This window comes from Candidatus Pantoea formicae (assembly GCF_011752625.1).
GTDB lineage: Bacteria > Pseudomonadota > Gammaproteobacteria > Enterobacterales > Enterobacteriaceae > Pantoea > Pantoea formicae.
The window spans coordinates 724,814-747,576 of record NZ_VWXD01000003.1 but is presented as its reverse complement, the minus strand read 5'-3'; the positions used below and the strand labels follow the sequence as shown (position 1 = coordinate 747,576).

The 22,763-nt window shown below is 50.7% G+C and carries 24 protein-coding genes; 11 read left to right on the top strand and 13 right to left on the bottom strand.

Annotated elements, in window-relative coordinates; translation table 11 throughout:
- Positions 1-49 precede the first annotated feature (49 nt).
- The 6 genes from F3J38_RS12180 to fliF are packed head-to-tail and all read right to left on the bottom strand — an operon-like array spanning position 50 to position 6,565.
- Positions 50-1,330, bottom strand: coding sequence for a flagellar hook-length control protein FliK (locus F3J38_RS12180; RefSeq protein WP_167138684.1), 1,281 nt, complete (start codon positions 1,328-1,330; stop codon positions 50-52).
- Entirely contained in the window at positions 1,327-1,770 is a 444-nt protein-coding gene (gene fliJ / locus F3J38_RS12175) for a flagellar export protein FliJ (RefSeq protein ID WP_167138681.1), read from the bottom strand. The genes F3J38_RS12180 and fliJ overlap by 4 nt, the downstream gene beginning before the upstream one ends.
- Before the next feature lie 23 nt (positions 1,771-1,793).
- Entirely contained in the window at positions 1,794-3,158 is a 1,365-nt protein-coding gene (gene fliI / locus F3J38_RS12170; RefSeq protein ID WP_167138679.1) for a flagellar protein export ATPase FliI, read from the bottom strand.
- A complete protein-coding gene (gene fliH, locus F3J38_RS12165) occupies positions 3,158-3,859 on the bottom strand; it encodes a flagellar assembly protein FliH (protein ID WP_167138677.1) in 702 nt (233 codons plus the stop codon). The genes fliI and fliH overlap by 1 nt, the downstream gene beginning before the upstream one ends.
- Positions 3,852-4,844, bottom strand: a complete 993-nt coding sequence (gene fliG / locus F3J38_RS12160; protein WP_167138675.1) for a flagellar motor switch protein FliG — start codon at positions 4,842-4,844, stop codon at positions 3,852-3,854. Before fliG ends, fliH begins: the two co-directional genes overlap by 8 nt.
- Positions 4,841-6,565 (bottom strand): flagellar basal-body MS-ring/collar protein FliF, encoded by a 1,725-nt coding sequence (fliF, locus tag F3J38_RS12155; protein WP_167138673.1) that lies wholly within the window; start codon positions 6,563-6,565, stop codon positions 4,841-4,843. The genes fliG and fliF overlap by 4 nt, the downstream gene beginning before the upstream one ends.
- A gap of 358 nt (positions 6,566-6,923) precedes the next feature.
- Here fliF and fliE point away from each other — a divergent pair, with 358 nt between their 5' ends.
- The 3 genes from fliE (at position 6,924) to F3J38_RS12140 (ending at position 8,477) form a co-directional block, all read left to right on the top strand.
- The gene (gene fliE, locus F3J38_RS12150) at positions 6,924-7,235 is read left to right on the top strand and encodes a flagellar hook-basal body complex protein FliE (protein ID WP_167138670.1); all 312 of its coding nucleotides are present in this window, start codon (positions 6,924-6,926) and stop codon (positions 7,233-7,235) included.
- Positions 7,236-7,343: 108 nt separating this feature from the next.
- Positions 7,344-8,063: a YnfC family lipoprotein gene (locus F3J38_RS12145; protein ID WP_369410999.1), complete on the top strand. Its 720-nt coding sequence runs from the start codon at positions 7,344-7,346 to the stop codon at positions 8,061-8,063.
- A gap of 252 nt (positions 8,064-8,315) precedes the next feature.
- A complete protein-coding gene (locus F3J38_RS12140) occupies positions 8,316-8,477 on the top strand; it encodes a hypothetical protein (protein WP_167138668.1) in 162 nt (53 codons plus the stop codon).
- A gap of 675 nt (positions 8,478-9,152) precedes the next feature.
- Here the strand turns inward: F3J38_RS12140 and F3J38_RS12135 are convergent.
- A complete protein-coding gene (locus F3J38_RS12135; RefSeq protein ID WP_167138666.1) occupies positions 9,153-10,364 on the bottom strand; it encodes a diguanylate phosphodiesterase in 1,212 nt (403 codons plus the stop codon).
- Positions 10,365-10,566: 202 nt separating this feature from the next.
- On the opposite strand from F3J38_RS12135, the gene F3J38_RS12130 reads away from it, so the two are divergent.
- Positions 10,567-10,806 (top strand): hypothetical protein, encoded by a 240-nt coding sequence (locus tag F3J38_RS12130; protein WP_167138664.1) that lies wholly within the window; start codon positions 10,567-10,569, stop codon positions 10,804-10,806.
- A gap of 57 nt (positions 10,807-10,863) precedes the next feature.
- On the opposite strand, the gene F3J38_RS12125 is transcribed toward F3J38_RS12130, so the two are convergent.
- On the bottom strand, positions 10,864-11,511 hold the full coding sequence (locus F3J38_RS12125; protein ID WP_167138662.1) for a helix-turn-helix domain-containing protein: 648 nt from the start codon (positions 11,509-11,511) through the stop codon (positions 10,864-10,866).
- Positions 11,512-11,655: 144 nt separating this feature from the next.
- On the opposite strand from F3J38_RS12125, the gene F3J38_RS12120 reads away from it, so the two are divergent.
- From F3J38_RS12120 to F3J38_RS12105, 4 genes are all read left to right on the top strand, one after another.
- Positions 11,656-12,045, top strand: coding sequence for a hypothetical protein (locus tag F3J38_RS12120; RefSeq protein ID WP_167138660.1), 390 nt, complete (start codon positions 11,656-11,658; stop codon positions 12,043-12,045).
- Positions 12,026-12,355 (top strand): hypothetical protein, encoded by a 330-nt coding sequence (locus tag F3J38_RS12115; protein ID WP_167138658.1) that lies wholly within the window; start codon positions 12,026-12,028, stop codon positions 12,353-12,355. Before F3J38_RS12120 ends, F3J38_RS12115 begins: the two co-directional genes overlap by 20 nt.
- 82 nt (positions 12,356-12,437) lie before the next feature.
- A complete protein-coding gene (locus F3J38_RS12110; RefSeq protein ID WP_167138656.1) occupies positions 12,438-12,848 on the top strand; it encodes a hypothetical protein in 411 nt (136 codons plus the stop codon).
- A 131-nt stretch (positions 12,849-12,979) separates the two neighbouring features.
- The gene (locus F3J38_RS12105; protein WP_084935536.1) at positions 12,980-13,246 is read left to right on the top strand and encodes a hypothetical protein; all 267 of its coding nucleotides are present in this window, start codon (positions 12,980-12,982) and stop codon (positions 13,244-13,246) included.
- 20 nt (positions 13,247-13,266) lie between these two features.
- On the opposite strand, the gene F3J38_RS12100 is transcribed toward F3J38_RS12105, so the two are convergent.
- Entirely contained in the window at positions 13,267-13,506 is a 240-nt protein-coding gene (locus F3J38_RS12100; protein ID WP_084935535.1) for a DinI-like family protein, read from the bottom strand.
- A gap of 321 nt (positions 13,507-13,827) precedes the next feature.
- Positions 13,828-14,151, bottom strand: a complete 324-nt coding sequence (locus tag F3J38_RS12095) for a DUF6388 family protein (protein WP_034824381.1) — start codon at positions 14,149-14,151, stop codon at positions 13,828-13,830.
- Positions 14,152-14,299: 148 nt separating this feature from the next.
- Here F3J38_RS12095 and yedD point away from each other — a divergent pair, with 148 nt between their 5' ends.
- Positions 14,300-14,767: a lipoprotein YedD gene (yedD, locus tag F3J38_RS12090; protein WP_167138654.1), complete on the top strand. Its 468-nt coding sequence runs from the start codon at positions 14,300-14,302 to the stop codon at positions 14,765-14,767.
- Positions 14,768-14,834: 67 nt separating this feature from the next.
- Here the strand turns inward: yedD and fliT are convergent, their stop codons facing one another.
- The 3 genes from fliT to fliD are packed head-to-tail and all read right to left on the bottom strand — an operon-like array spanning position 14,835 to position 17,038.
- On the bottom strand, positions 14,835-15,188 hold the full coding sequence (fliT, locus tag F3J38_RS12085) for a flagella biosynthesis regulatory protein FliT (RefSeq protein ID WP_167138652.1): 354 nt from the start codon (positions 15,186-15,188) through the stop codon (positions 14,835-14,837).
- Entirely contained in the window at positions 15,188-15,595 is a 408-nt protein-coding gene (gene fliS / locus F3J38_RS12080) for a flagellar export chaperone FliS (RefSeq protein WP_167138650.1), read from the bottom strand. The genes fliT and fliS overlap by 1 nt, the downstream gene beginning before the upstream one ends.
- A gap of 12 nt (positions 15,596-15,607) precedes the next feature.
- On the bottom strand, positions 15,608-17,038 hold the full coding sequence (gene fliD / locus F3J38_RS12075) for a flagellar filament capping protein FliD (protein WP_167138648.1): 1,431 nt from the start codon (positions 17,036-17,038) through the stop codon (positions 15,608-15,610).
- A gap of 335 nt (positions 17,039-17,373) precedes the next feature.
- Between fliD and F3J38_RS12070 the strand changes: the two genes are divergently transcribed.
- Positions 17,374-18,657, top strand: a complete 1,284-nt coding sequence (locus F3J38_RS12070) for a FliC/FljB family flagellin (protein WP_167138646.1) — start codon at positions 17,374-17,376, stop codon at positions 18,655-18,657.
- 430 nt (positions 18,658-19,087) lie between these two features.
- Positions 19,088-22,612, top strand: a complete 3,525-nt coding sequence (locus F3J38_RS12065; protein WP_167138644.1) for a glycosyltransferase — start codon at positions 19,088-19,090, stop codon at positions 22,610-22,612.
- Positions 22,613-22,763: the final 151 nt, after the last annotated feature.

Here is a 22,763-nt window from a genome sequence, read left to right as displayed (position 1 = left end):
GGGAAGAAAAGACGCGGGTTTTACGCTTACCTTCAGCGTTTAGCCGCTGTCAGGCAAAGATATCGACAGCGCCGTTGCCGGACGCGCGCGCCTGAAGGGCTGCCGGTACGGCAATAGGCGTTATCTCGTTATCACTGTCCTGGGAGAGGGTAAAGCTGCCGTGCTGGCCATCACGACGACCTTCCTGCTGACCCGAATAATTCTGGCTCTGTGCGAAGGCGTCGCTGCTGACATTACTCTGTCCCAGGTTTATTCCGCTCTCCGCCAGCGCACTACGCAGCTGAGGGAGAGCCGCTTCCAGCGCGGCCCTCACTTGGCTGTGGCTGGAAACCATACTTAACTGTGCCTGATCCTTATCCAGGCTCAGGCTGATCTGGATGGCGCCCAGATCTTCAGGATGTAAGCGCAATTCGGCATTTTGCTGACCGTTGCGACTAAACATCACAATTTGCTGGCTCAAAGCCTGCTGCCACTCATTGCTGCCGAGTTGGGCGTTTAGCATCGGCGTCGACGGAGTGGTACTGGTCGTCGCCGTGCTGGTGGTCAGTGTGCTGGTACTGCTGACCGGGGCGCTGGTTAATGCTGTGACCGAATCGGTGCCGCTTTGACTATCACGACGTTCTTCCGGTTTACTCAGCGTGCTCAACACCTGCTTGAAACTTTCGTCCAGCGTCAGTGCTGCGCTGTTGTTACTGGCCGCATTGCTGGCAGTGGCGGTGCTGCTACTGCTTTGCGCACTGCTGGCCTCACGTGTTAATCCACTCAGTACATCGCTGGATTTTTTCTGCGGCACGCTGTCAGTAGAGGCTTGCTCATCCTTCACTGCGCTTTGTAACGTGCTGCTTAACAATGCACTCTTTAGCGTAGACTTTGACTCTGCTGCGGTCTTATCCGTTTCGGTGCTGATGACACTCGCACTGCTGCGGTTTTCAACTGCCGCTGGCAACATGGCAAAAAGTGCCTGCACATTCTGTAAGTCGCTGGCAGTTAACGAACTTGCCTCAGCCTTGTCTTTATCATCGGCTGATTTGAGCGTGGCTTTAGTGTTTTCAGGTTGTAAAAGTGCGTTTAACGCCTCTGGTTTGTCCAGTGCCTGCAATAACGCGCTTAATGACGCTTTTGTGACGTCTTTTTCATCGACTTCTGCTGTTGAATCAGTCGATTGCGTGTTAACACTTTGTTGCTTTGCCAGCGTCAATAAGCGATTGCCCAGCTCAGTGATAAACTCTTGCGGCAAAGTGTCTGCGCTTAGCAGTTTGTCCGATGAGACTGAACTGTCTGCTTCTCCCAAATTAGAGGTTTGCGTAACCAAAGTTGGCAGCGTAATCATTCGCCTCTCCTCATAGCAGCCCGTTGGGCAAATTCATCCATCCGTTTCTGGTCGAGACGGTTTTCTTGTCGTAATGCGTTTTCCGCCGCGCGGGTAATTAACGTTTGATAGGCGTTTAGTCGCTTGTGCTTTTCACGCCAGTTGCTCAATGCCTGCTCCAGACGCTGATTCCACTGGTTAAGCTGCTGACGGTGCTGCTCGATGGCTTTTTCCAGCGTCTGAATGAATTGGTGGTAGTTAGTCCAGCGCGTGCTGGCAATCCCACCCGACATATCTGCGTTGAGTTTGTTGCGGTACTCATCCTGGTAATTCAGCAACATATTGAGCTGTTCATCCGCCTGCTGTACGCCACGGCGCATGTCGCCTAAATGAATCACGGCCTGTTCCAGATCCTGTTCCGCGAGGTCGCGCAACTTATCAATAGCACTGGCAGTTTTCATGGCTTACCTCACTTGAGATCGGACTAACCGAACATGGCCTGCAAATGCAGACAGGCATCGTCGTAGTCGCTGCGTTCGAAAATACCTTGTTGCAGGAACGCTTCCATTTCGGGGTAAAGCTTGATGGCTTTATCCAGCATCGGATCGCTTCCGGCGGCATAGGCGCCAACACTGACCAGATCGCGGTTGCGCTGGAAACTGGAGAGCAACTGTTTGAACTGGCGCACGCGCGCGTAATGGGTGTCGTCAATCAGCGCGGTCATCGCACGACTGATGGACGCTTCAATATCAATGGCTGGATAATGCCCGGCTTCAGCCAGACGACGTGATAGCACAATGTGACCGTCCAAGATGGCGCGGGCAGAGTCAGCAATCGGGTCTTGCTGATCGTCACCTTCGGTCAGGACGGTATAGAAAGCGGTAATCGAACCACCGCCATGAGTGCCGTTACCGGCGCGCTCGACCAGGGCTGGCAGTTTGGCGAACACGGAAGGCGGATAACCTTTCGTGGCGGGCGGCTCACCGATTGCCAAGGCGATTTCACGCTGCGCCATGGCGTAACGGGTGAGGGAGTCCATAATCAGCAACACGTGTTGACCCCGATCGCGGAAGTCTTCAGCGATACGGGTCGCGTAGGCTGCACCCTGCATGCGCAGCAAGGGTGAAACGTCGGCTGGCGCGGCGATCACTACGGAACGCGCGCGACCTTCAGCGCCGAGGATATTCTCAATAAATTCTTTAACTTCGCGACCACGCTCTCCGATCAAGCCAACCACAATGACATCCGCTTTGGTATAACGAGCCATCATGCCGAGCAGCACGGATTTACCCACGCCGGAACCGGCAAACAGACCCATACGCTGGCCCCGTCCGACGGTCAACAGGGCGTTAATCGCGCGCACACCGGTATCCAGCACATCTTCAATCGGCGTACGTTGCAGCGGGTTAAAGGGGGCGGTGATCAGCGGTGCGCGATAACCGGTGTCCGGGGCAGGTAAGCCATCAAGCGGCTTGCCACTGCCATCCAGCACACGGCCCAACAATTCTGGGCCAAGCAGCAGTTGTTTACCGCTGTGGCCGCTATCGCCATTGACCCGCGCATAAACGCGCGCGCCCGGCAAAATCCCATCCACTTCTTCCAGTGGCATCATCAGCAGTTTCTGACCGTTAAAGCCCACCACTTCACTTTCGACTTCGGTGATGTTGTTGCCATCGCTGCGTTCAATGATGCAGGTCGCACCCAGCGGCAGTTGCAGCCCGGTGGCTTCCAGCACTAAGCCGGTCGCACGCGTCAGGCGACCGTAGCGGCGCACCGTTTGAACTTGTGAAATACGATCTTCGAAGGCATCGAGCGCGCCGAGCCAACGTGAAAGGCGCGACGAGGTCATTACAATGTCCCCGGTGCGGCCAGACGGCACAGTTCTTGCCAGCGGGTTGCCACGCTCGCATCAAGGTCACCATCTTCTGCACTGAGTTTACAGCCGCCGGGATGCAGCGAACTGTCGGCCAGCAGCTTCCAACCGTGCAGGTCCAGCGTCGGGCCCAGTGTTTGTTCAATGCGCTGTAAATCATCAGGATGTACGCGCAGTTGCGGTTTACCACTGAACATCGGTTCCTGCTGAATCAGTTGTTGTATCTGACGCAGCAGGGCAGTGCCATCGACTTGAGTCGCTTGGCCAATGACGGTACGTGCCGCTTCCAGTGCCAGTTGCATGAGACGCGAAGCAATCACGCTGTCCAGGGCTTCCAGCGTGTGATGAAATTCGGTCACCAATTGCTGCATTCGCGCCTGTAATGGCGCCTGCTGTTGTTGCGCATCGGCCAGACCTTGCTGGAAACCAGCGTCATAGCCGTTCTGCTGTGACTCAGCAAAGCCCTTTTGATAACCCTCGCTGTAACCCTGCGTCTGTGCATCTTTGCGCATCTGCTGCTGCATGCGCTCCAGCATTTGCTGCTGTTCATCTTCTGCACTGATTTCAAACTCCGCAGCCGGTTCTTCCAGCTGCGGTTCTGCTTCGACTTTGAACGCACTGCCTAAGTCATCAGGCTGCCAGCGCTGCCACGCACGGGCGGAAAAGGCATCAGACATAAGTTTCCTCGCCACCACCAATTACCATTTCGCCCGCTTCGGCCAGGCGGCGTACCACCAGCAGAATGGCTTTCTGTTCGTTTTCCACCGCAGACATACGCACCGGACCACGGTTGGCCAGATCGTCGCGCAGAATATCGGCCGCACGTGCCGACATGTTCTTGAGGAACTTCTCGCGCAGCGGCTGTTCGGCACCTTTCAGCGCGATCAACAACTGCTCGGACTCCACTTCCTGCAGCAAACGCTGGATGCTGCGGTCGTCCACTTCCACCAGGTTTTCGAACAGGAACATCTCGTCGATGATCTTCTGAGCCAGCTCGCCATCGAAATCGCGTACTGCTTCGATAACTGCTTCTTCCTGCTGCGTTTTCATCAGGTTGATAATTTCGGCTGCTGTTCTCACGCCGCCCATCTTCGCACGCTTGAGGTTGGTGCCATCTAGCAGGCCGTTGAGCACCTCGGTCAGCTCTGCCAGTGCCGCAGGCTGTACACCGCCGAAGGTGGCAATACGCAACATCACATCATGGCGCAGACGTTCGTCGAACAACGCCAGAATATCGGCGGCCTGGCCACGTTTAAGGTGTACAAGGATGGTGGCGATAATCTGCGGATGCTCGTCGCGAATAAGGTCGGCGGCCGCCTGCGGCTCCATAAAGTTGAGTGTTTCCATCCCGCTGGTGGTCTCGTTTTTCTCGAGAATATCCTCCAGTAGGCTGGCCGCACGTTCTTCACCCAGCGCTTTCACCAGCACTGAGCGCAGATACTCATTGGAGTTGAGGCTCAGTGCCGCGAACTGCTCGGCATCTGCTTCAAACTCGCGCAGGACTTCCGTCAACTGCTTATGCGAGACCTGACGCATGCCGGCCATCGCGGCACTGAGATGCTGTACTTCACGTTGGTTGAGGTGTTTGAACACCTCCGCCGCGCGCTCTTCGCCAATGGTCATCATCAGGATGGCGCTTTTTTCTGTACCGGTCAGACTCATAGTTCTTTACTCATCCATTCGCGGATAACTAGCGCCACAACGCGCGGATCGTTTTCAGACATATCGCGGATGCGCTGGCTCATCACCTCGGCGCTCATGCGGTTATTCGACTTACGCTCTTGGTCCAGCTCGTCTTTGCTGAGCTGTACGCTGAAGGCTTCTTCAGATTCCATCGCTTCTGCACGCGCTGCGGCAGCTTCTGCGGCGGCTTTCTCTTGCTCTTTCTTACGCATCAGCTGTGGACGAACCAGCTTGCGGTAGAGGATGAAGGCAACCAGTGCCACCAGCAGCCAGCGACCACCGCTCATCAACATGTCGAAGAAGGCTTGTGATTGCCAGAACGGCAGGTCACCGCCAGACGGCTCGGTCATATTGAACTGCGAGTTGACGACGTTGATGCTGTCACCACGAGTCTGGGAGTAGCCCATCGCTTCACGGGTTAAATCTTCAATCTGTTTGATCTGCTGATCGTTCAGTGCAACCGCTTTGCCTTTACCGTCATCGCGATAATTCACGACCACTGCAACCGACAGGCGCTGTACGTCACCGACGTTCACCTTGGTATGGCGAATGGTGCGATCCAGTTCGTAGTTTACGGTGTCATTGCGTGTTGAGCTGCTTGGGCCGCTGCTCTGTGCTGTGCTGGTCGAGGTGCCATTGTTTTGACCATTCGCGTTCTGGCCATTGGCGTTTTGACCGTTGGCATTATTCTGCTGCTGCGGGTTGTTAACCGGTGCCGTATTGGCCGGGGCAGGCTGATTCGACAGTGCACCCGGCACGCCGCCTGGGTACGGGCTACCGTTTTGCTCACTGGTATTGGTCTGGCGCGAGCGAATCGCAGTGCTATTAGGATTGGCGTTCGGCTGGTACTTCTCGTCCGTTTGTTCGCTACGGTCAAAGTTAATCTGCGCTGTCACCTGCGCATGCACATTGCCTTGGCCAACAATCGGGTTGAGGATCGCTTCGATACGTTGCTGATAGCGAGCTTCGACTTCAGAGGCGTATTTCAGCTGAGCGTCATTCAGATCACGGCCTTCGCTGTCAGATCGCGTCAGCAGGCGTCCGGTCTGGTCAACTACCGTTACGTTGCCGGGTGGCAGTCCTGCCACGCTGCTCGATACCATGTGCTGAATGGCCTGAATTTGGCCTTCATCTAAAGCACGGCCTGGTTGCAGGTTCAGGGTAACGGAAGCGGAAGGGGCCTTTTGTTCGCGAACGAACAGCGTCGGTTTTGGCATCGCCAGATGGACGCGTGCGTTCTTCACCGGACCCAGAGTCTCGATGGTGCGTGCCAGCTCGCCTTCCAGCGCGCGCTGGTAGTTGATCTGCTCGCTGAACTGGCTGATGCCGAACTTCTCTTTGTCCATCAGCTCAAAGCCAACAGAGCCGCCTTTCGGCAGCCCCTGTTGCGCCAAGCGCAGACGCAGTTCATGCACTTTATCGGCGGGCACCATGAGTGCACCACCGTTCTCGGCGAACTGGTAAGGGATGTTCATTTGCGTTAACTGCGTGACAATCGCGCCGCCATCCTCATCAGAGAGGTTGTTATAAAGGACGCGATAATCCGGCGCTTTAGCCCACAGCACCAACGCAAAAACCACCGCAATGGCGGCGGCGGCGGCAACGATTAAAGGAATTCGCGGATTGGCGCGCAGGCGGCCAAGCAGGTCATTGAAGCCCTTCTTTGCGGTATCTTGTGTAGCGGCTGCACTCGCATTCATGACCGATTCCTGCCTGACATAATTGACCGGGTAAGTTGTGGTGACAAAACAGACTCCCTGACTTTCCTCTTCACATTTTGCATTGCTGCTGCGTTGGCTGCGTTCGCTTACCCCGGTCACTTACCGATGTAAGCTCCCGGGGATTCGCGAACTTGCCGCCTTGCGGCAATGCAAACTGTTTTGAGGAACAAATGAAAATGAATTTCCAATCTTATGGGGGCATTATTTGATGGATTGGGTCACTTCGATGGCTGGATAAGCCGGGGTTTTTACGTTTATTTAGCGCCTTTGTCCTATTGACAGTGTGTTAACTTTTGCAGCGTGAAAATGTAAACCCTTCTTCCATGAGGTACAGGCAATGTCGATTCAGGCAATTGATGGTGTGTTGCAGCAGCTGCAGTTAACGTCTCTGCAAGCCAGTGGCAAACAGGCCGAGTCAACCAATCAGGTGGATTTCGGTGCCACCATGAAAGCAGCACTGGATAAGATCAGCGAAACGCAAAATACCGCGCGCGCGCAGGCGCAGGATTTTGAGATGGGTAAACCCGGCATTCAGCTGAATGATGTGATGGTCGATTTGCAGAAGTCTTCTATCTCAATGCAGATGGGTGTCCAGGTGCGTAACAAACTGGTGTCCGCTTATACCGATATTATGAATATGCAGGTGTAGTGACTGCACAGATGTTGCGATGTCAGGCGGGAAAGGATTTATCTTTCTCTTTCACAGCGGCATGATGCTGGCCTGACACGCGGCTCATATCGGGAAGAGGACTCTCACGTGAAGCATCCCCTGCTGCTGGTAATGGTAATGGTAATGGCAATGGCTTTGCTGTCCGGCTGTGATAATAAAAGTGCGGACTTCTCCCCGCAAATGAAAAACTACGCTTACCTCTATCAATTCGAAGCCATCCCCGGCAACGTTAAGAGTACCCATCAACGTCTGTTTAGTGCCGATGGCACACCGCTGTTCGACGTCGATATTGCGTTTGATCAGCAAGGCTGTGTGACTCATGTTAAATCGATCGACAAGGCCGGTGAAATCACGGAAGTGACTCGCTCAGGCGAGCAACTGACCGGCACGGAAAACGGTCAGGATGTGGTGGTGACACTGAATAAGCAGTGCGCCGTTATCAAGAAAGTCACGCCAACGATGGCAGTGGATATTGCCTACAACGCTCAGGGATGGGTTGATCAAATTTCATCTCCCGCTTCTGATGTGAAATTTCATCTGACTTACAATAAAGCGGGTGATATGACGCTATTAAGCATTATGAAGGGCGACGAGACGCTTTCACGTGCCAGCGCGGTTCATGATGCGGACGTGAAGAAAATATCCGACGTGATTACGACGGTGCAAAGAAACAATCAGAGCAAAACCGTCAGCACACACTGTAAATATAAAAATGATGTGCCTTACTACTGTGACACCCTGACAACGGATGCCGATGGTAAGCTAATTGATAAGCAATATGGCACCATCGAAGTGACCTATTATTAACGTCAGAGTGCTCAAAAAAAGTCGCGGAAGCGGCTTTTTTTATGCTCGTCACCCGCGAGCGAAATAAGCGAAGCGCTAAATAAAACAAACACTTACTGATCAAGTGTGGCATCTGTGTGGTAGAGTGCTGGCGTGAGATGAGCTTTCATGAGTTAAGCCGAAGAGGGTGCAGATCATGCATTACGCCCATGAAAGTCTGATCGTTATCTTGGCCACTAGAAGCGTGTAAATATGAAAGAAGGGTACTACTGGGTGAGAGATAATGATAATCCGCCGGAAGTGTGGCGTTATATCAGGCAGTATGGTTGGTATCGTCCCTGCATTGCTGTGCCCATTACCTTAAGCTCATTCAAACTGATGAACTATCAAATCATCAGCGATCGCTTATTACCACCAGGCTATACGCCGCTTTAAATTTTAATAAACCGCCTTTCTACAGGCAATGCTTGTCAATTAAGCATCTGATGATAACGCAGTCTGGTGCCGCTCAGGGGCTGGCGGCCCTCGCGCCGCTGACGCGGTACCTTCACTTCACTCGTCCGCCTGACGGACCGGCGCAGACGGGACTTTCCCTGTCCCGGCTGCACCTTTCGCCAGCATCCATGCTGGCTCTCCTGGCTTCCTCATTTCGTTCAGCGCTGCGAAATACCCGCCCCAGAGCGGCACCAGCCTGCTTGCTAATATCGGTTTACGCTGTTGGAAAGGGCACGATGACTCAGGCGATAGCGCTTTTACTGCTACAAAGGGCACCGTGTCTGAGGCCACAGCGCCTCTGATGCTGCAAGGGCTATTCGCAGCGCTGAGGCGGAGACGTTGTGCCAGGAGCCAGTCGCAGGGATGCGACAGGCAGTTCGGGTAGGCCAGGACGGCCGTACCGGAACGTTCCGGCCGGCACAACGTTGCAGCCGAAGGCACCGCGCAGCGGCGCGAGGACGGCCCGGCAGCAGCAGAGGTGCTGTGGCCCTCACCAACATGCCCACCCGCGTATAAGAAAAGGCCGCCATTTTAACAAAATAGCGGCCTTAGCCGAACAGGACCTTAACTGACTGGCATTACCTTTCTACAGGCGGTTTTATTCAATGAAGCGTGTTATTTGATCTCAGGCCAGGCAATCGCCGGTAAGCCATTCAACTGCGGGTGGGCAAACAAATACCCCTGGAATTGACTGACACCTGCCGCCTCAAGCCACATCCACTCTTCTGCTTGTTCTACTCCCTCGGCAATCACCGCAATCTCCAAAGACGAACAGCACTTGATGATGGCATGCAAGATGGCCTGCTTCGGGCCACTTTTGTGCACGTTGCTGATGATCTCACGGTCGATTTTGATTTTATCCGGCTGAAACTTGGACAGCAGCGATAGGCCGGCAAAACCGGCGCCAAAATCATCTAAAGCCAGGCTAATTCCTGCGGCTTTAAGTTTTCTTACTTCCGCCGCAAATTCGTCAGCCTTAGAGATGATCTCATTCTCAGTCACTTCCACAATCACCTGCTCCGGCACTAATCCGTTGGCTTCTATTTCTGCCAGCAAAAACTCGACGGCATTCGGCACGGTAACCAGTGACATGGGAAGTAAATTAATCGACAGGCTGTGATCGCCAATGCCCAGTGCGCTTGCCAGTTGAAACGCGAGCTTCTTCGATTGGATATCTGCGTGATAAATCGCCTCGCCGCCGAAGTCAGAAAAATATTCGCTCGGCGAACCGCCATTGGGGGTGCGAATCAGTGCTTCATAGGATGCAACGCGGCGGGCAAAAGGATCGATGATGGGTTGGAAAGCGAAATGACAATCCTGCAAGGAGGCCATAATGTCATCCTGCAAGGTGCGCGCAGGTTCATCCGCAATAAATTCCCAGGTATTGGCAGCGGGAATTTCAAAGTAATTTTCTTTATCACGCGCAATGACGAAGGTACGTAGAAACTGCAAAGCACGATCATCGTAAGTCAGTTGGTAACGCGAAGTCCCTTTATCCAACACGGCCTGCAAAACCGTGGCCTTATCATGTTCACGGAGGTCAAACAGCTCCATGCCCAAATTGCCAAAGCGGCGTGTCGGCGCGAAGTCGTGCATCAACTCCACCAGGTTATGGTGACGAGCATCCGCGCAAATTCGGTCATAAATGTTCTGTACCGCTTCACGAGGTCCTTCCAAAAGCTGGAAGAAGTGTCGACCATCGAACAACAGTATGCCGGTCACATCCGAAGACTGGTTTTTGTTATTCGCCTTCGCAACCATGTCTTCCAGTGTTTTGATGGGGACATTATCGTGAAGATGGCTGCGGTAGATGATGGTGGTGAGCATGAGATTGTCCGAACGTATCGTTATTGTGGGGCCTACAGTAGCAGGCTTACGCCGGGGTCTGTCTATAGATACAGTGCTTGGCCGTAAACTATTTTCAAAATAATAGGTTAACCGAAGCGGCTAGCAAACGGCGTCAAGTCGAATTGTTAATGAATCGCACCATCATGCGCTTAACGATAAAAAAATTCGATTGAATGGATAAATGAAAGGCGTATCGTGGCCCTCGTTAACCAGAGGTGAGCAGAGCGTGTTAAGACTCAACAACCGCGGTCAAGAAGATGTGACTAAATGGTCAATTGTTGGCGCAGACGGCAAGCATAAAGGCAGCGTTGCGCTGTTTGATAAACTCAGTACCCGCCGTTCTTACTGCGTCAGTTATCGTATTACGCAAACGGATCTGCACGGGAGGGTTGTCGTCGATCATCTGACCGACGTTTTGTAAGATTTGCCGTAGTTTTGCTGTACTTGACCCGCTACATCAAGCGGGTTTTTTGCGTGATCATTTTGAACGATATCGACGCATCTCCATCAAAGTTCCAATCAACTTCAGACTGTTCTCTGATGATGTCACCGCAGGAAAATCTTCGTTTAAAGGCCTTAACGAGAAAATTTCCTCGTCTTGGTGTTGTGCTAACAGGCGAAAGATTCGCACCTGCGCGATGCCATTGACCCTAGCCAGAACCACATCACCGGGTTGGGGGGCGACGGCAGGGTCAAATATCATCGTGTCATTCGGTCGATAGTCGGGTTGCATGGAATCATCTTCCAGCATGACGGCGAGCGCCAGTTCACTGAGTGGAACGTCGCTATAGAGAAAGCGTGTGGCTTGTTGCTGAATGGACAAACGTTGCTCCTGCAACCACAGCGCCGCTTGCGCCAGACTTATCAAGGGCAGGGTGGAGAGATGACTGACGCTCGATGGCGCAGCAAATACTTCGCCGTCACCGTCAATGATCCACGCAGCAGTACATTGCAACCACTCTGCTAAGCGTAAAAGATTCTCTCCGCGAGGCACCGTCTCTTCCTTTTCCCACTGCGAAACAGCCACATGTGAAACGCCAATGCCACTCGCCAGCGCCTGCTGGGTGAGCTTCAGCGCTTTACGGCGGCTGCGAATGCGTTCACCAACAAATTCTTTTTTCATCATCTTGACAACTCCAACTGGGTTTACTTAAGTATACTTAAATTCATAAGTTAAAGTAAACTTAAACTATGGCATTGACCAGGCAACTGGCAAGGGTGGTCAACGTGCTTTGAGGGCTGACTCCTTGCCAGTGTTGAGAGGTGAGGCATGGAAAGTAGTTTGGTGACCAGTGTCGGTGCGTTGCTTCTCGGCGGCGGTGCGGCAGCGGTGTTTTGGAAGCCTTTAATGGCAGGCATCGCGGCCATTGTCACCAGCAATCGCGCCGGCGGAGAGATCATTACCAGCTACAAAGAGCAGGTGATGCTTCTTAAGGAGAGCCATGCATTGATGCGCCAGGAGAACGACGATCTGCGCCAGCGGCATGATAAAAACCTGCGGCGTATATCATCGTTGGAAACCGATTTGCGGCTGATTAAAAACGCGTTAGGCATTTTGCTGGCGACCACGGAATCTGACCACAGTGACAAATTCCGCAGTCAAATCAATCAACTGATTACCACCCTTGAGGAGAGCCGCGATGGTGCAGATAAACACTGAATTCTCAGTCAAAAACCATCGACGTCAGTTACTGCTTGGCGGATTGCTGTTGGTGCTGTCGCTGCTGTGCGTAGCGATGACCATCATGTTTGTGTTCGTCAATAACAGCGCCAATCGTCGAGTAGAGGATATTCGCCAACAGTACCGCGCCATTTCAGATCGACGAGAAGCGCGGGTTGCCGAACTGACCAGCCAGTTGGTGGCTTTGCAAAAAAAACTGGATGGCTTACCGGACCGCACCGCGAATAAGACAGCAGACAAAGTAAAGCAGGTTGTCGGAGAGGATGCGCCATCCGAACCGACACGCTAAGGAGGCCAAGATGAGTATTACCGAGCGGATCGTAGAAAGCCTCGGCCAACTACGGTCTTTATTAAGTCAGAAGGAGAAAATTATGAGCGATCAAACTGTCATTGAACCCACCACCACCTCAGCACCGGATGCCACTGCGCTTTCACCGGCGGAGAGTTTTGCCAATGAAGTTTCGGCACCTGTCGCTAGCACTTCAGATACTTCTGCGGCTACATCGGTTGTTGCTTCACCGGATGGTGCGGCTGATGTTGCATCGCAACCTGCTGCTGCGCCGATTGTGGCGGCGGACGCTGCATCGCAGCCCTCAGCTACACCGGCTGTTGCGGCGGATGTTACACCGCAACCCGCTGTTGCCGCTTCTGCTGTTCAGCAAGACATTAGTGCCAGTGTGAAAGACTTCACGCAGGCGTTTAATTTTGTTGAGCAGGGGGTAGAGAAGTTGGGCGTAGCCGCTAAGGATGAACTGATTGCGCTAGCAAGGAAGTATCTGTAATTACCGGGCGGCCTTCGGGCCGCCTGTCTCTGACACTTCCGATTATTCTTAATGCGGCCTCGATATTTTCAACTACCTTTAATCATTCAGGCGTTATTTAAACGGGTTTAATTAGCGAAAAGGAAGATAGCATGAGTGATACAGAGGCAATCAAAACCAAAACTGACTACCTGCGTGATGTCACCTCACAGCTAAAAGAGATGCGTCACTACGCGCAGACCAATACTGAGACGCTGTCCAGTCACTGGTTAGCTTTTGATGCAGGGGAATATAAAGACAAAGAGTATGCTGGGCGTTTTGATACGCTAATCAACAAGCAGGGACAGCTGTTGGATGATATTGATCAGGCGATTCAGGATTTGGAAATCGCCATCAATCACAGCGAGCAGGAAAGCTAAGTTCTTTCTGGGCGGGTGGCTTAATCGGCCACCAGCCACATATCCGCTTCATCGAACATCTCTTCAACAATGCGCGCCACAGTCGCTTTATCGTTCTTACTGAGGTCGGTATCGATCGCATTACGCTCCATTGGCTTAACACGCACCTCCGCGTCAGGAAACACGCGCTGCACGCGCTTCTCTAACTCCTGCAAAATCATCTCACGCGCACCCGGTAAACCGGCCACGTTGCGCTTGTCGTAAATCAGCTCCACAAACATCAGGATATTCCATTGTTCAAACAGGGTGCGTCATATTACTGTAAATAAAAACAGTAGCAAGCTGTGAGGGCTTATCAGGAGGAGTTTTTTTGCTCAGAGACAAAGAGAAGGGAACAACATTGAAGGAAAAAATACTACCTCTGGAGGGTAAATCCAGCAACACCTCCAGAGGCGGCGCAACAGCACCTTCGTTCAAGGACAATCTACGACCGAAGCCGTCCCGACTAAGTTATACAACTTAGGTCGAGTTGTACAACTTTTTTCCTTGGGAATTTGTGCGGTTGGAGGTGTATCTGAGATACTGTTTTAGTACCGCTGCGCTTAGAGTTCGTTTTTGATGCAGAACTCTTCCCACGTCATTCCCAATGCTTCCGCATGGGATTTCAGATAGGTTTCAATAGCTTCCGCTGCAACGGCTTTGTCTGGCTCAGCCAGTTGAATGGAAAACAGCATACCATCCAGTTTCTTTTGGCGCAGAAACGCGGCGTAAATTCGTTCGGCATGCCATTCACGCAATTGGCGCAATGAGAGGTTGGCGGCACGCGCATCGCTTTCTGTCAGCTCATCTAACGCGGCTTGAAAATCGGCGTGGGCAGCAAAAAACATAGTACGCGCCTGTGCATAATACTCTTCTGGGGTTTTCATGGGTGATTCCTGATCCGTAACTTGCGCGCTAGTGTAGCGTGCGCGCAATGCGTTGTCAGGAAGCGTGGTGTTTTAATCAAGATAGCTTGCGTAACTTACGGGAAAAATTATAACGTACCCGGCATTGACGCGAGTGTAGGGATGAATAATGAAAAAGTGGATGTTGCTGGCTGCGATCGGCCTGAGCGGATGTGCGCAAATCACCAGTTATGACGGTGCGGTAAAAACCCCTGCGCCGCAGGAACTCAAGGGCAACTGGCAGACGGTTGGGCCACAGAGCAAATTGATCAGCAGCCAGGCGATTGGCAGCCTGATCATTGGCGCTGAAGGCGATACGCTGGATTGCCGCCAGTGGCAGCGCGTGATTGCCAAGCCAGGCAAACTGACCCGTCTGGGCGACCAATGGGTCAACGTGACGCGCCAGGTGCGCGTGATGCCGATTGTGCTGAACAACGGCGAGCTGCGTTATGACGGATTGCGCATGCGTAAGATAGATCGCCCAACCCTGGAGTGCCAGCAAGCGCTGGAAGAGGTGGCAAAGCGCCCTAATGAAGCGGTGATTCAGAATATTGAGCCAGAGATCATGCGTCCGGTTTCGGTGCCTTCTCAGAAGTGATTCTCTGGGCGCAAAAGCAAAACGGGTGAGCATCAGCTCACCCGTTTTTCATTTAACCCGCCGTGAATTAATTCTGTGGCAGATACACATTGCCTTGCTTGCCATAAGCGCTCATCACCGACTTCTGCTTCGATGACTGGCTTACCAGTAACGCCAGCTCGTCCATGCGCAATTTCAACAGACGTTTGACTTCACTCTCATTGTCGAGGATATGGCGCAAGACTGGGCGCAGCTGCTCCTGCATCTGACTGGACGGCGGCGCGGCTTCCGTCGTTCGGGCCAATGTTTGCACCGCACTGACGTAATCCATCTCCTTTGTAATCAGGTCATCCCATTCGCCGTCTGCGGCCAGGCGCAGCATTCCATGGCTGAGATCAAGTAATTGTTGGTAAACGGTGATCAGTTGCGGTGCGTTATTCATTAAACGGCGTCCTGAAGGTGTTGAGGTTGTGCGACTTCTTTCCAGGCATCAGCGATATTGCGTAAAAGGCCTTCTACTTCTTCAATGGCTTCTACGTCATTTCGCAGGTTGGCCTGCAGCAGACGGCGGACCATATAGGCATACAATCCCACCAGATTATCGGTGAGTTCATCGCCAGTACCTTCCACCAGACCTTGCTTAAGTCCGTTTTCGATGATGTTGATCGCCTTCGATAGCGATAAACCTTTGCCTTCATTATTCCCATCCTGCAAAAACAGGCGGGCACGTACCAGCGCGCTCAGCGCGCCGTCAAACAGCATGGAGACCAGCTGCTGCTGGTTGGCGCTCATCACTGCGCTCTCCACACCAATCTTTGCATAGGCTTGAGTGCCATTTGCGCTGTACATGATCACTCCTTATTAGGATGAGCTGGTGGTGCTCGTTGAGCTGCTTGACGTATCGAACTGCTGCGTCAGATAGCTACTGGTTTGGTTCAGCGAACTCATCAGAACGTCGAGGGCGGTAAACTGGGTCTTATAACGCGCCACCATGTTATCGATACGGGTGCTCATGGTGTTGTACTGATCGGTCAGGTCATTCAGGGTTTTACTGACACCATCAGTGGCGGCCTGAACAATACCAGTGCTCGAAAGCCAGCTGGTCAGATTGGTGGCGATGGTGGTGGTGATGCCGGTGGTTTTACCGTCACCGACGATCATCTCTTTAACACCATCTGGATCGCTGCTCAGCGCCGTTTCAAGTTTGTCGTCGTCAGTTTCTAACTGACCGGTAGAAGGGTCAGTAGTGATGCCAATTTGCGCTAACGTTTTGTACGTCGATGAACTCTGCGCATTGGTTAACATACTTTTAAGCTGGGTCTGGATACTACGTAGCGTACTGTCACCTAACAGCGCGCCGTTGCTGGAATCCTGAGAGTCAGCACCGACATCAACAGCTGTATATTTTGTCAGCGTGTCAAATTGATCCAGTAAAGTGTTATATGCATCAACCCAACTTTTGATAGCACTTTCTGCTTTAGTCGTATCTTTAGCAATTGTCAGTGTCTGATTGCTGGTAGTTGTATCGTTAAGATTGAGTGTAATACCTTCCAGCGCATCATCAATGGTATTGCTGCTGTTCTCGATTTCAACGTTGTTAACGGTCAGCTTTGCATTTTGCGCAGCGACGCTTTCAGTCATCACGTTGCTGCTGGCGCTGGCGTCATAACCTACGATGCCTTGCAAGGTGTCATCGCCTGAAACGCTAATCGAAGTCACGGCGTTATCGCTGCCCGTTTCACTCGATGTCAGTGACAAACGGTAGCTGCCATCACCCACTTTAATGATGGTGGCCGTCACGCCAGCGTCTGCACTATTAATTGCGTCGCGCATCCCAGTCAGCGACGTTTGATCGCTGGTTAGGGTGATGTCTTTGCTGCTGCCATCTTTCAACGCAATTGTCATAGTACGGCTGCTGGCAGAAGTGTCACCCAGCGCTGTGGTGTTACTGGTTTGCACCGCCGAGGTCAACGTTTGCGCCTGCGCCAACTGCGTAACACTAATCGTGTATTTACCTGCAACCACTGAACCGGATGTTGTAGCACTAAAGGCACTGGTACTGCTGGTTGCAGAGGTTGCCGTGAACAGATCGGCATTATTAAGGGTGGTGTTAGCGGTCTGGAAAGTTGTCAGCGCACTTTTCAGCGTGCCGTAAGCACTCAGTTTGGCGGTATAGGCCGTTTGCTGAGTTGAAATCGGTGTCAGGGACGCTTTTTCGGCGGTTTCCAGATTATCCAGAATGGTACTTAAATCGAGTCCTGAACCGATACCGAGGGTAGAGATACTAGCCATGTTGTTTCCTTTTATATCGACACGGAGAGTGAATACCGGGGTTATCGGCTCTTAATAGGCAAAGTTTAAAATTATTTATCTGCGAGTGATAAAGCGAATAAAGCATATAGAGAAGGGTATTTCCGGCGCTAGAAAAGTATTGGGTTTGCACTAAAGATGTGCGAGGTGGGGGCGATAAAGATAAGCGTGACAGGTTGAAGATAAAAAATTTCGCCTGGTACTAAAAAATCTCTAAAGGTTGTTTCAGCACAGACGATAACAACTTTGACGGCGCTGAAGCCGGCGGGTTGAAGCCCAAACCATAACCAAAGACTTGATTAATAGGAACTTAAACCATGGCTCAAGTAATTAACACCAACAGCCTCTCGCTGATCACCCAGAACAACATCAACAAGAACCAGTCTGCTCTGTCTACCTCTATCGAGCGCCTGTCTTCTGGTCTTCGTATCAACAGCGCTAAAGATGACGCTGCTGGTCAGGCAATTGCCAACCGCTTCACCTCTAACATCAATGGCCTGACTCAGGCTGCGCGTAACGCCAACGATGGTATCTCTGCTGCGCAGACCACTGAAGGCGCACTGTCAGAAATCAACAACAACTTACAGCGTATCCGTGAACTGACTGTACAGTCTCAGAACGGTACCAACTCAGATTCTGACCTGTCTTCAATCCAGGACGAAATCAAATCACGTCTGGATGAAATTGACCGCGTATCTGACCAGACCACCTTCAACGGCGTGAACGTGCTGTCTAAAAACGGCACCATGAGCATCCAGGTAGGTTCAAACGATGGCGAAACCATCAACATCAACCTGGAGCAGATTGACTCTTCAACTTTGGGACTGAGCGGCTTCTCTGTATCTAAAAACTCACTGAGCGTAGGTGCGTCAGTGACTCAGGTTTCAAATGACAGCGGTGTGCTGACAAAAGTTGACCTTTCTGACGCGGCGAAAGCCTTAGGTGTCGACGCTAGCACACTGTCGCTTCATCAGATCACTGGTTCAAGCGGTTACGTAGTTCAGTCTGGCAGTGACTACTATTCTGTATCTGTAGATAACGCGGGTTCTGATGCCGGTAAAGTTGAGATGAACACCACTGATGTCACATACGGTGATTCAGATAATGGCGTTGGCTCTGCAACTCAGAGCGGCAAATTGGTTCAGGTTGGGGCTGACTCTGACGGCAATGCTGTAGCCTTCGTTAGTGTGCAGGGCAAAAATTACGAAGTATCTTCTGGTTTGATGGTTGATAGCCAAGATGCAACTGATGCTACTTCTGGCACCACTACTGGTATCGAGCTGAGTGGTTCAGGTGCGACAACCGAGTTCGCTGGCGCAGCGACCAAAGATCCATTGGCTCTGCTGGACAAAGCTATTGCTCAGGTTGATACCTATCGTTCAAGCCTGGGTGCGGTTCAGAACCGTCTTGACTCTGCTATCACCAACCTGAACAACACCACCACCAACCTGTCTGAAGCGCAGTCTCGTATTCAGGATGCGGACTACGCAACTGAAGTGTCGAACATGTCTAAAGCGCAGATTATCCAGCAGGCAGGTAACTCAGTGTTGGCTAAAGCTAACCAGGTTCCTCAGCAGGTTCTGTCTCTGCTTCAGGGCTAATAAGACAGTTATTCAGCATCGCCTACAAGTGATGCCGAATAGAGTTTGGTCTTACTTTTCAGTAACGGAGCGATCTACTGAGATCGCTCCGATTTTTTTCTGTTTACCTCAGCTATTCATCATTCTCAACTAACGACCTTAAAGGTCGCCTTACAACCAAAATTTCCGCTCATCTTTTTTAAACGCGTTCATAGCGAAAAACCACTTTCGTTTGGATTGAGGGGGAGAAATGGTGATTTCCGCATGTCGTAAAGAAATTAAGTACCCGAAATGAGCATTCTTTTACATTGAGCGTAATCGCTTAGAATAGCTGGCGTTTGGCTGTGTACTTGAAGGATTAGATCGAAATTAGCCAGCTAACATTCTCTATCAACATTTGCTTTTGAGTCGTGGCACCGGCTCTGCAAGTCTTTTGGGAGAAACACGCTCAATGAACGCTCAACCCCTTGTCAGTATTATTGTTACTGCACAGATACCTCATTGGCTCAACATAGCGCTGCAAAGTGCACGAGATCAAGACTATGGAAATTGCGAGATTATCGTAGCTGACTACAGCGATGACAAAAGTGTCTCGAGATGTGTGAAGCCTTGGCTAAAACGGGCCGGGCACTCGATAAAATTGATCACTACATCTTCTGGCTATCACAATGTGGTTGAGCAAGCGATTTCAGTTGCCCGTGGAACTTATTTCAAATTTTTGAGTGATGCTGAGTTGCTTGCACCAGACTGCATTAGCAAGCTGCTTGCTGCACTTAAAATGGCTCCGAGAGCAGTCATTGCTGTTTCAAAGCGAAATGTGATTGATGCACAGGGTAATATTCTGCCCGATACACTAGTCAATACAGGATTAATGGCGGAAACTACCCTAATGCGCGGGCAAGATCTGCTGCGCTATCAAACTACGCTCGATTACAACTTACTTGGAGAATTGGTCACTTCATTAATTCCTCGAGAGGCAATATCCCCTTTAATGGGAAAAAAAGGGAATTTATTTATTCTTGATGGGAATATAAATGCCGATATCTTGGCTTTAGTGCTTTATTCTAAGCTTTTACAAAGCGGTGACGTGGTGTGGTTGCCAGAAGCACTTTGTTCAATCCGCCATTCTGAAGTCTATATTCAACCCCATCAGCGTGAATCCAAAGATAACGTCAAAGAGCAGCGAAAAAAACTATATCAACATATTTGTTCTTCAGAATGGTACAAAGTTAATACTGCACCTCGAGAGCAGGTCACGGTAGCAAATATAGCTATGCCCCATGAACATTCGATAGTTGACCTCCGGAGACAACAGCAACACAATCTTAGCCTAGGTGTGCTAAATCACTGGCTTAAGGTCCGTAAGCTTGAATCATTTCAACATGAACAAATGTTTCAGATTGCGGCACAACAGACCCAACCGTTTTCATTGTCTATCCTTATTGATGGGGTGAACTCTTATCAACAGGACGTTTTACGAACTTTAAAGTCTTTAAGCTCTTTTTCTTCGCCGCTACTGAAAATACAGCCAGTCATCATAAGCGCCGCTGAAACTGATGAATACTTTGAGACGCCTGTTATCGTGGCTGATAATTTCATGGTGGGTGTAAACCAAGCATATGGCTTGGGGGATTATCAATGGCTTATGTGTACCCGCGGAGGAACTGAGTTTCACATCTCGGGGCTTATAGCGCTTTCTACTCAACTACAAAGTTCAGAAAATTATTTGGCATTATATGCTGATGAATTTTTTATGATCCAAGGGGAACCTGCAGGGGTCGCCTTTAGACCTGACTTTAATCTCGATATGCTTTTGAGTACGCCAAGAACCATGGCGCAGCACTGGCTATATCGACGGGAATTGTTGGTGGCGGCTGAGGGGTTTGATGCTTCTTGTGGTGATTCGGCTGAGTTTGATTTAATTCTCAAGTTGATAGTATCTCAGGGTCTAAACTGTGTCGGGCATGTCACTGAACCTTTAGTGACAGCTTCTCTACAGAAACGAGATATCAAAAACGACGCGAAGATATTACAGCAGCACTTACACCATCGTGGATATTCTGAAGCAGAAATTGACTTGGATTCATTCCATAACTATCGGTTGCGCTACAATCATGCTGAAAGCCCAAAAGTTTCTGTCGTCATTTTAGCCAGCGGCAGTTTACCTGTATTAATTAGCTGCTTGACCTCAATAATGGAAAAAACTTCCTATAAAAATTATGAGTTGTTAATAGTCACAGATAATCAGTATTCTCCAGAGCGTGATAGCTGGTTACAGGCGATTTCTGAAGTTGATCCACAGTCTATTCGCGTACTGAATTATGAGAATATATTTAACCGCAGCGCGATGGCAAACCTAGCTGCTAAGTACGCAAAAGGTGAATATCTAATTCTGATGAATTACGAACTTGCTGTCACCGATGGTACTTGGTTAGCTAACCTATTAAATCACGGGCAGCGTCCTGAGGTCGCAGTTGTTGGCGGCAAACAACTTTCATCAGATAATAAAGTTCGTCATGCGGGTTACGTCTTGGGTATTAATGGTGCTGCTGGGGAAGTGTTCCGCGGGCAGGATGATAGTCAGCCTAGTGCCATGGCACGTTTGCATATTGACCAAAATTACAGTGCAGTATCAGGCGACTTTATGTTGGTGCGCAAAACAATATTTAATGAAGTCGGCGGGTTTAACAGTGATAACCGTCTCTTTGACGATGTTGACTTCTGTCTAAAAATTCGTGAGCGTGGTTATTTAATCGTTTGGACCCCTTATGCGCGCATTCTGAGATCTGCAGCGAGAAGAACGCAGTTTGTTGGAGAGTCCCTGCATGCCACGGCAAAAATTAAGCTGCAGGAAGAAGATAAATTGTTTAAGAGCTGGTTGCCAATCATTGCGCGTGACCCTGCATATAATTCCAATTTATCATTACGCAGCCGACACTATGATATTAGTAATGACAGTAAGTTAAACTGGAATCCGATTAACCATATAAATGTACCTAAGATTATCGTGAATAATGCCGATAGTGCAGGATGCGGCTATTATCGCATGCTAAAACCTTTTGCTGCTATGAAAGCCGCAGGGTTTGCAAATGGATATGAGGGAATGAGCATGCTGACATTTAGTGAACTAGCACAGTTCAACCCTGACACATTGGTTATTCAGCGGCGATACTCACCAGCGTTTCATAACTGGATAGAACGTGTAGCAAAACTTCATAAGACATTTAAAGTCTTCGAACTTGACGACTATATTATCGAGTTACCGGCCAAACATAATAATCGCGCGAACTTTCGTCCTGAAGTCACCGAACAGTTACGAAAAAGTTTAAGCTATTTCGACCGCTTTGTCGTTTCTACTGCTCCCCTGGCGGAAGCATTGCATGGTTTCCATCCAGATATTCAGGTGGTGCAAAACCTGTTGCCTGTTGACTGGTGGGGTAATCTTCATAGTTTGCGCAACCAGGGACGAAAACCACGTGTAGGTTGGGCTGGTGGGTCCAGCCATCAGGGTGACCTTGAAATGATTGCAGATGTGGTTAAAGCGCTGGCTAATGAAGTGGAATGGGTATTCATGGGAATGTGTCCAGATGCACTAAGACCTTTTGTGCATGAATTCCATCGTGGAGTTGATATCACTCTCTATCCTGCCGCGCTTGAGGCGCTTAATCTTGATTTGGCGCTTGCCCCAGTGGAGGACAACATATTTAATGTTTGTAAAAGTAATCTCCGACTGATGGAGTACGGCGCGTGTGGTATTCCTGTGATCTGCAGCGATGTGGAGTGTTATCGCCATACTGATCTACCAGTAACACGAGTTAAAAACCGGTTTAAAGATTGGGTTGAAGCAATTCGTATGCACCTGACAGAATCTGAGCAGAGTGAAAAAAAAGGGCTGGCACTGCAAGCGATGTTAAGAAAAGAGTGGATGCTAAAAGCAGACGCTGCAGCTAACTGGCTCACAGCATGGCGACCTTAGTGTGACGGAGTATAGTCAGTTTCGTTAAGGCTTAAAAAGAGGGCAAAAAACAGCGGTATTCTGCGCCTGACTGTGACGGGCTCTGTGTCAGAGTGTTTCCATTATTGAATTCTCCAGGATGCATCATGTCCTGGAGCAAAATTTCGCAGGG

What these genes read in the sequence shown, in the direction of transcription:
- F3J38_RS12095 (WP_034824381.1), bottom strand. Translation starts at nt 14,151, where the DNA reads ATGAAAACCCCAGAAGAGTATTATGCACAGGCGCGTACTATGTTTTTT.
- F3J38_RS12130 (WP_167138664.1), top strand. Translation starts at nt 10,567, where the DNA reads ATGAAAGGCGTATCGTGGCCCTCGTTAACCAGAGGTGAGCAGAGCGTG.
- F3J38_RS12105 (WP_084935536.1), top strand. Translation starts at nt 12,980, where the DNA reads ATGAGTGATACAGAGGCAATCAAAACCAAAACTGACTACCTGCGTGAT.
- F3J38_RS12135 (WP_167138666.1), bottom strand. Translation starts at nt 10,364, where the DNA reads ATGCTCACCACCATCATCTACCGCAGCCATCTTCACGATAATGTCCCC.
- fliJ (WP_167138681.1), bottom strand. Translation starts at nt 1,770, where the DNA reads ATGAAAACTGCCAGTGCTATTGATAAGTTGCGCGACCTCGCGGAACAG.
- fliS (WP_167138650.1), bottom strand. Translation starts at nt 15,595, where the DNA reads ATGTACAGCGCAAATGGCACTCAAGCCTATGCAAAGATTGGTGTGGAG.
- F3J38_RS12115 (WP_167138658.1), top strand. Translation starts at nt 12,026, where the DNA reads ATGGTGCAGATAAACACTGAATTCTCAGTCAAAAACCATCGACGTCAG.
- F3J38_RS12125 (WP_167138662.1), bottom strand. Translation starts at nt 11,511, where the DNA reads ATGATGAAAAAAGAATTTGTTGGTGAACGCATTCGCAGCCGCCGTAAA.
- fliE (WP_167138670.1), top strand. Translation starts at nt 6,924, where the DNA reads ATGTCGATTCAGGCAATTGATGGTGTGTTGCAGCAGCTGCAGTTAACG.
- F3J38_RS12070 (WP_167138646.1), top strand. Translation starts at nt 17,374, where the DNA reads ATGGCTCAAGTAATTAACACCAACAGCCTCTCGCTGATCACCCAGAAC.
- fliD (WP_167138648.1), bottom strand. Translation starts at nt 17,038, where the DNA reads ATGGCTAGTATCTCTACCCTCGGTATCGGTTCAGGACTCGATTTAAGT.
- F3J38_RS12110 (WP_167138656.1), top strand. Translation starts at nt 12,438, where the DNA reads ATGAGCGATCAAACTGTCATTGAACCCACCACCACCTCAGCACCGGAT.
- F3J38_RS12180 (WP_167138684.1), bottom strand. Translation starts at nt 1,330, where the DNA reads ATGATTACGCTGCCAACTTTGGTTACGCAAACCTCTAATTTGGGAGAA.
- fliI (WP_167138679.1), bottom strand. Translation starts at nt 3,158, where the DNA reads ATGACCTCGTCGCGCCTTTCACGTTGGCTCGGCGCGCTCGATGCCTTC.
- fliH (WP_167138677.1), bottom strand. Translation starts at nt 3,859, where the DNA reads ATGTCTGATGCCTTTTCCGCCCGTGCGTGGCAGCGCTGGCAGCCTGAT.
- fliF (WP_167138673.1), bottom strand. Translation starts at nt 6,565, where the DNA reads ATGAATGCGAGTGCAGCCGCTACACAAGATACCGCAAAGAAGGGCTTC.
- fliG (WP_167138675.1), bottom strand. Translation starts at nt 4,844, where the DNA reads ATGAGTCTGACCGGTACAGAAAAAAGCGCCATCCTGATGATGACCATT.
- F3J38_RS12100 (WP_084935535.1), bottom strand. Translation starts at nt 13,506, where the DNA reads ATGTTTGTGGAGCTGATTTACGACAAGCGCAACGTGGCCGGTTTACCG.
- fliT (WP_167138652.1), bottom strand. Translation starts at nt 15,188, where the DNA reads ATGAATAACGCACCGCAACTGATCACCGTTTACCAACAATTACTTGAT.
- F3J38_RS12120 (WP_167138660.1), top strand. Translation starts at nt 11,656, where the DNA reads ATGGAAAGTAGTTTGGTGACCAGTGTCGGTGCGTTGCTTCTCGGCGGC.
- F3J38_RS12065 (WP_167138644.1), top strand. Translation starts at nt 19,088, where the DNA reads ATGAACGCTCAACCCCTTGTCAGTATTATTGTTACTGCACAGATACCT.
- yedD (WP_167138654.1), top strand. Translation starts at nt 14,300, where the DNA reads ATGAAAAAGTGGATGTTGCTGGCTGCGATCGGCCTGAGCGGATGTGCG.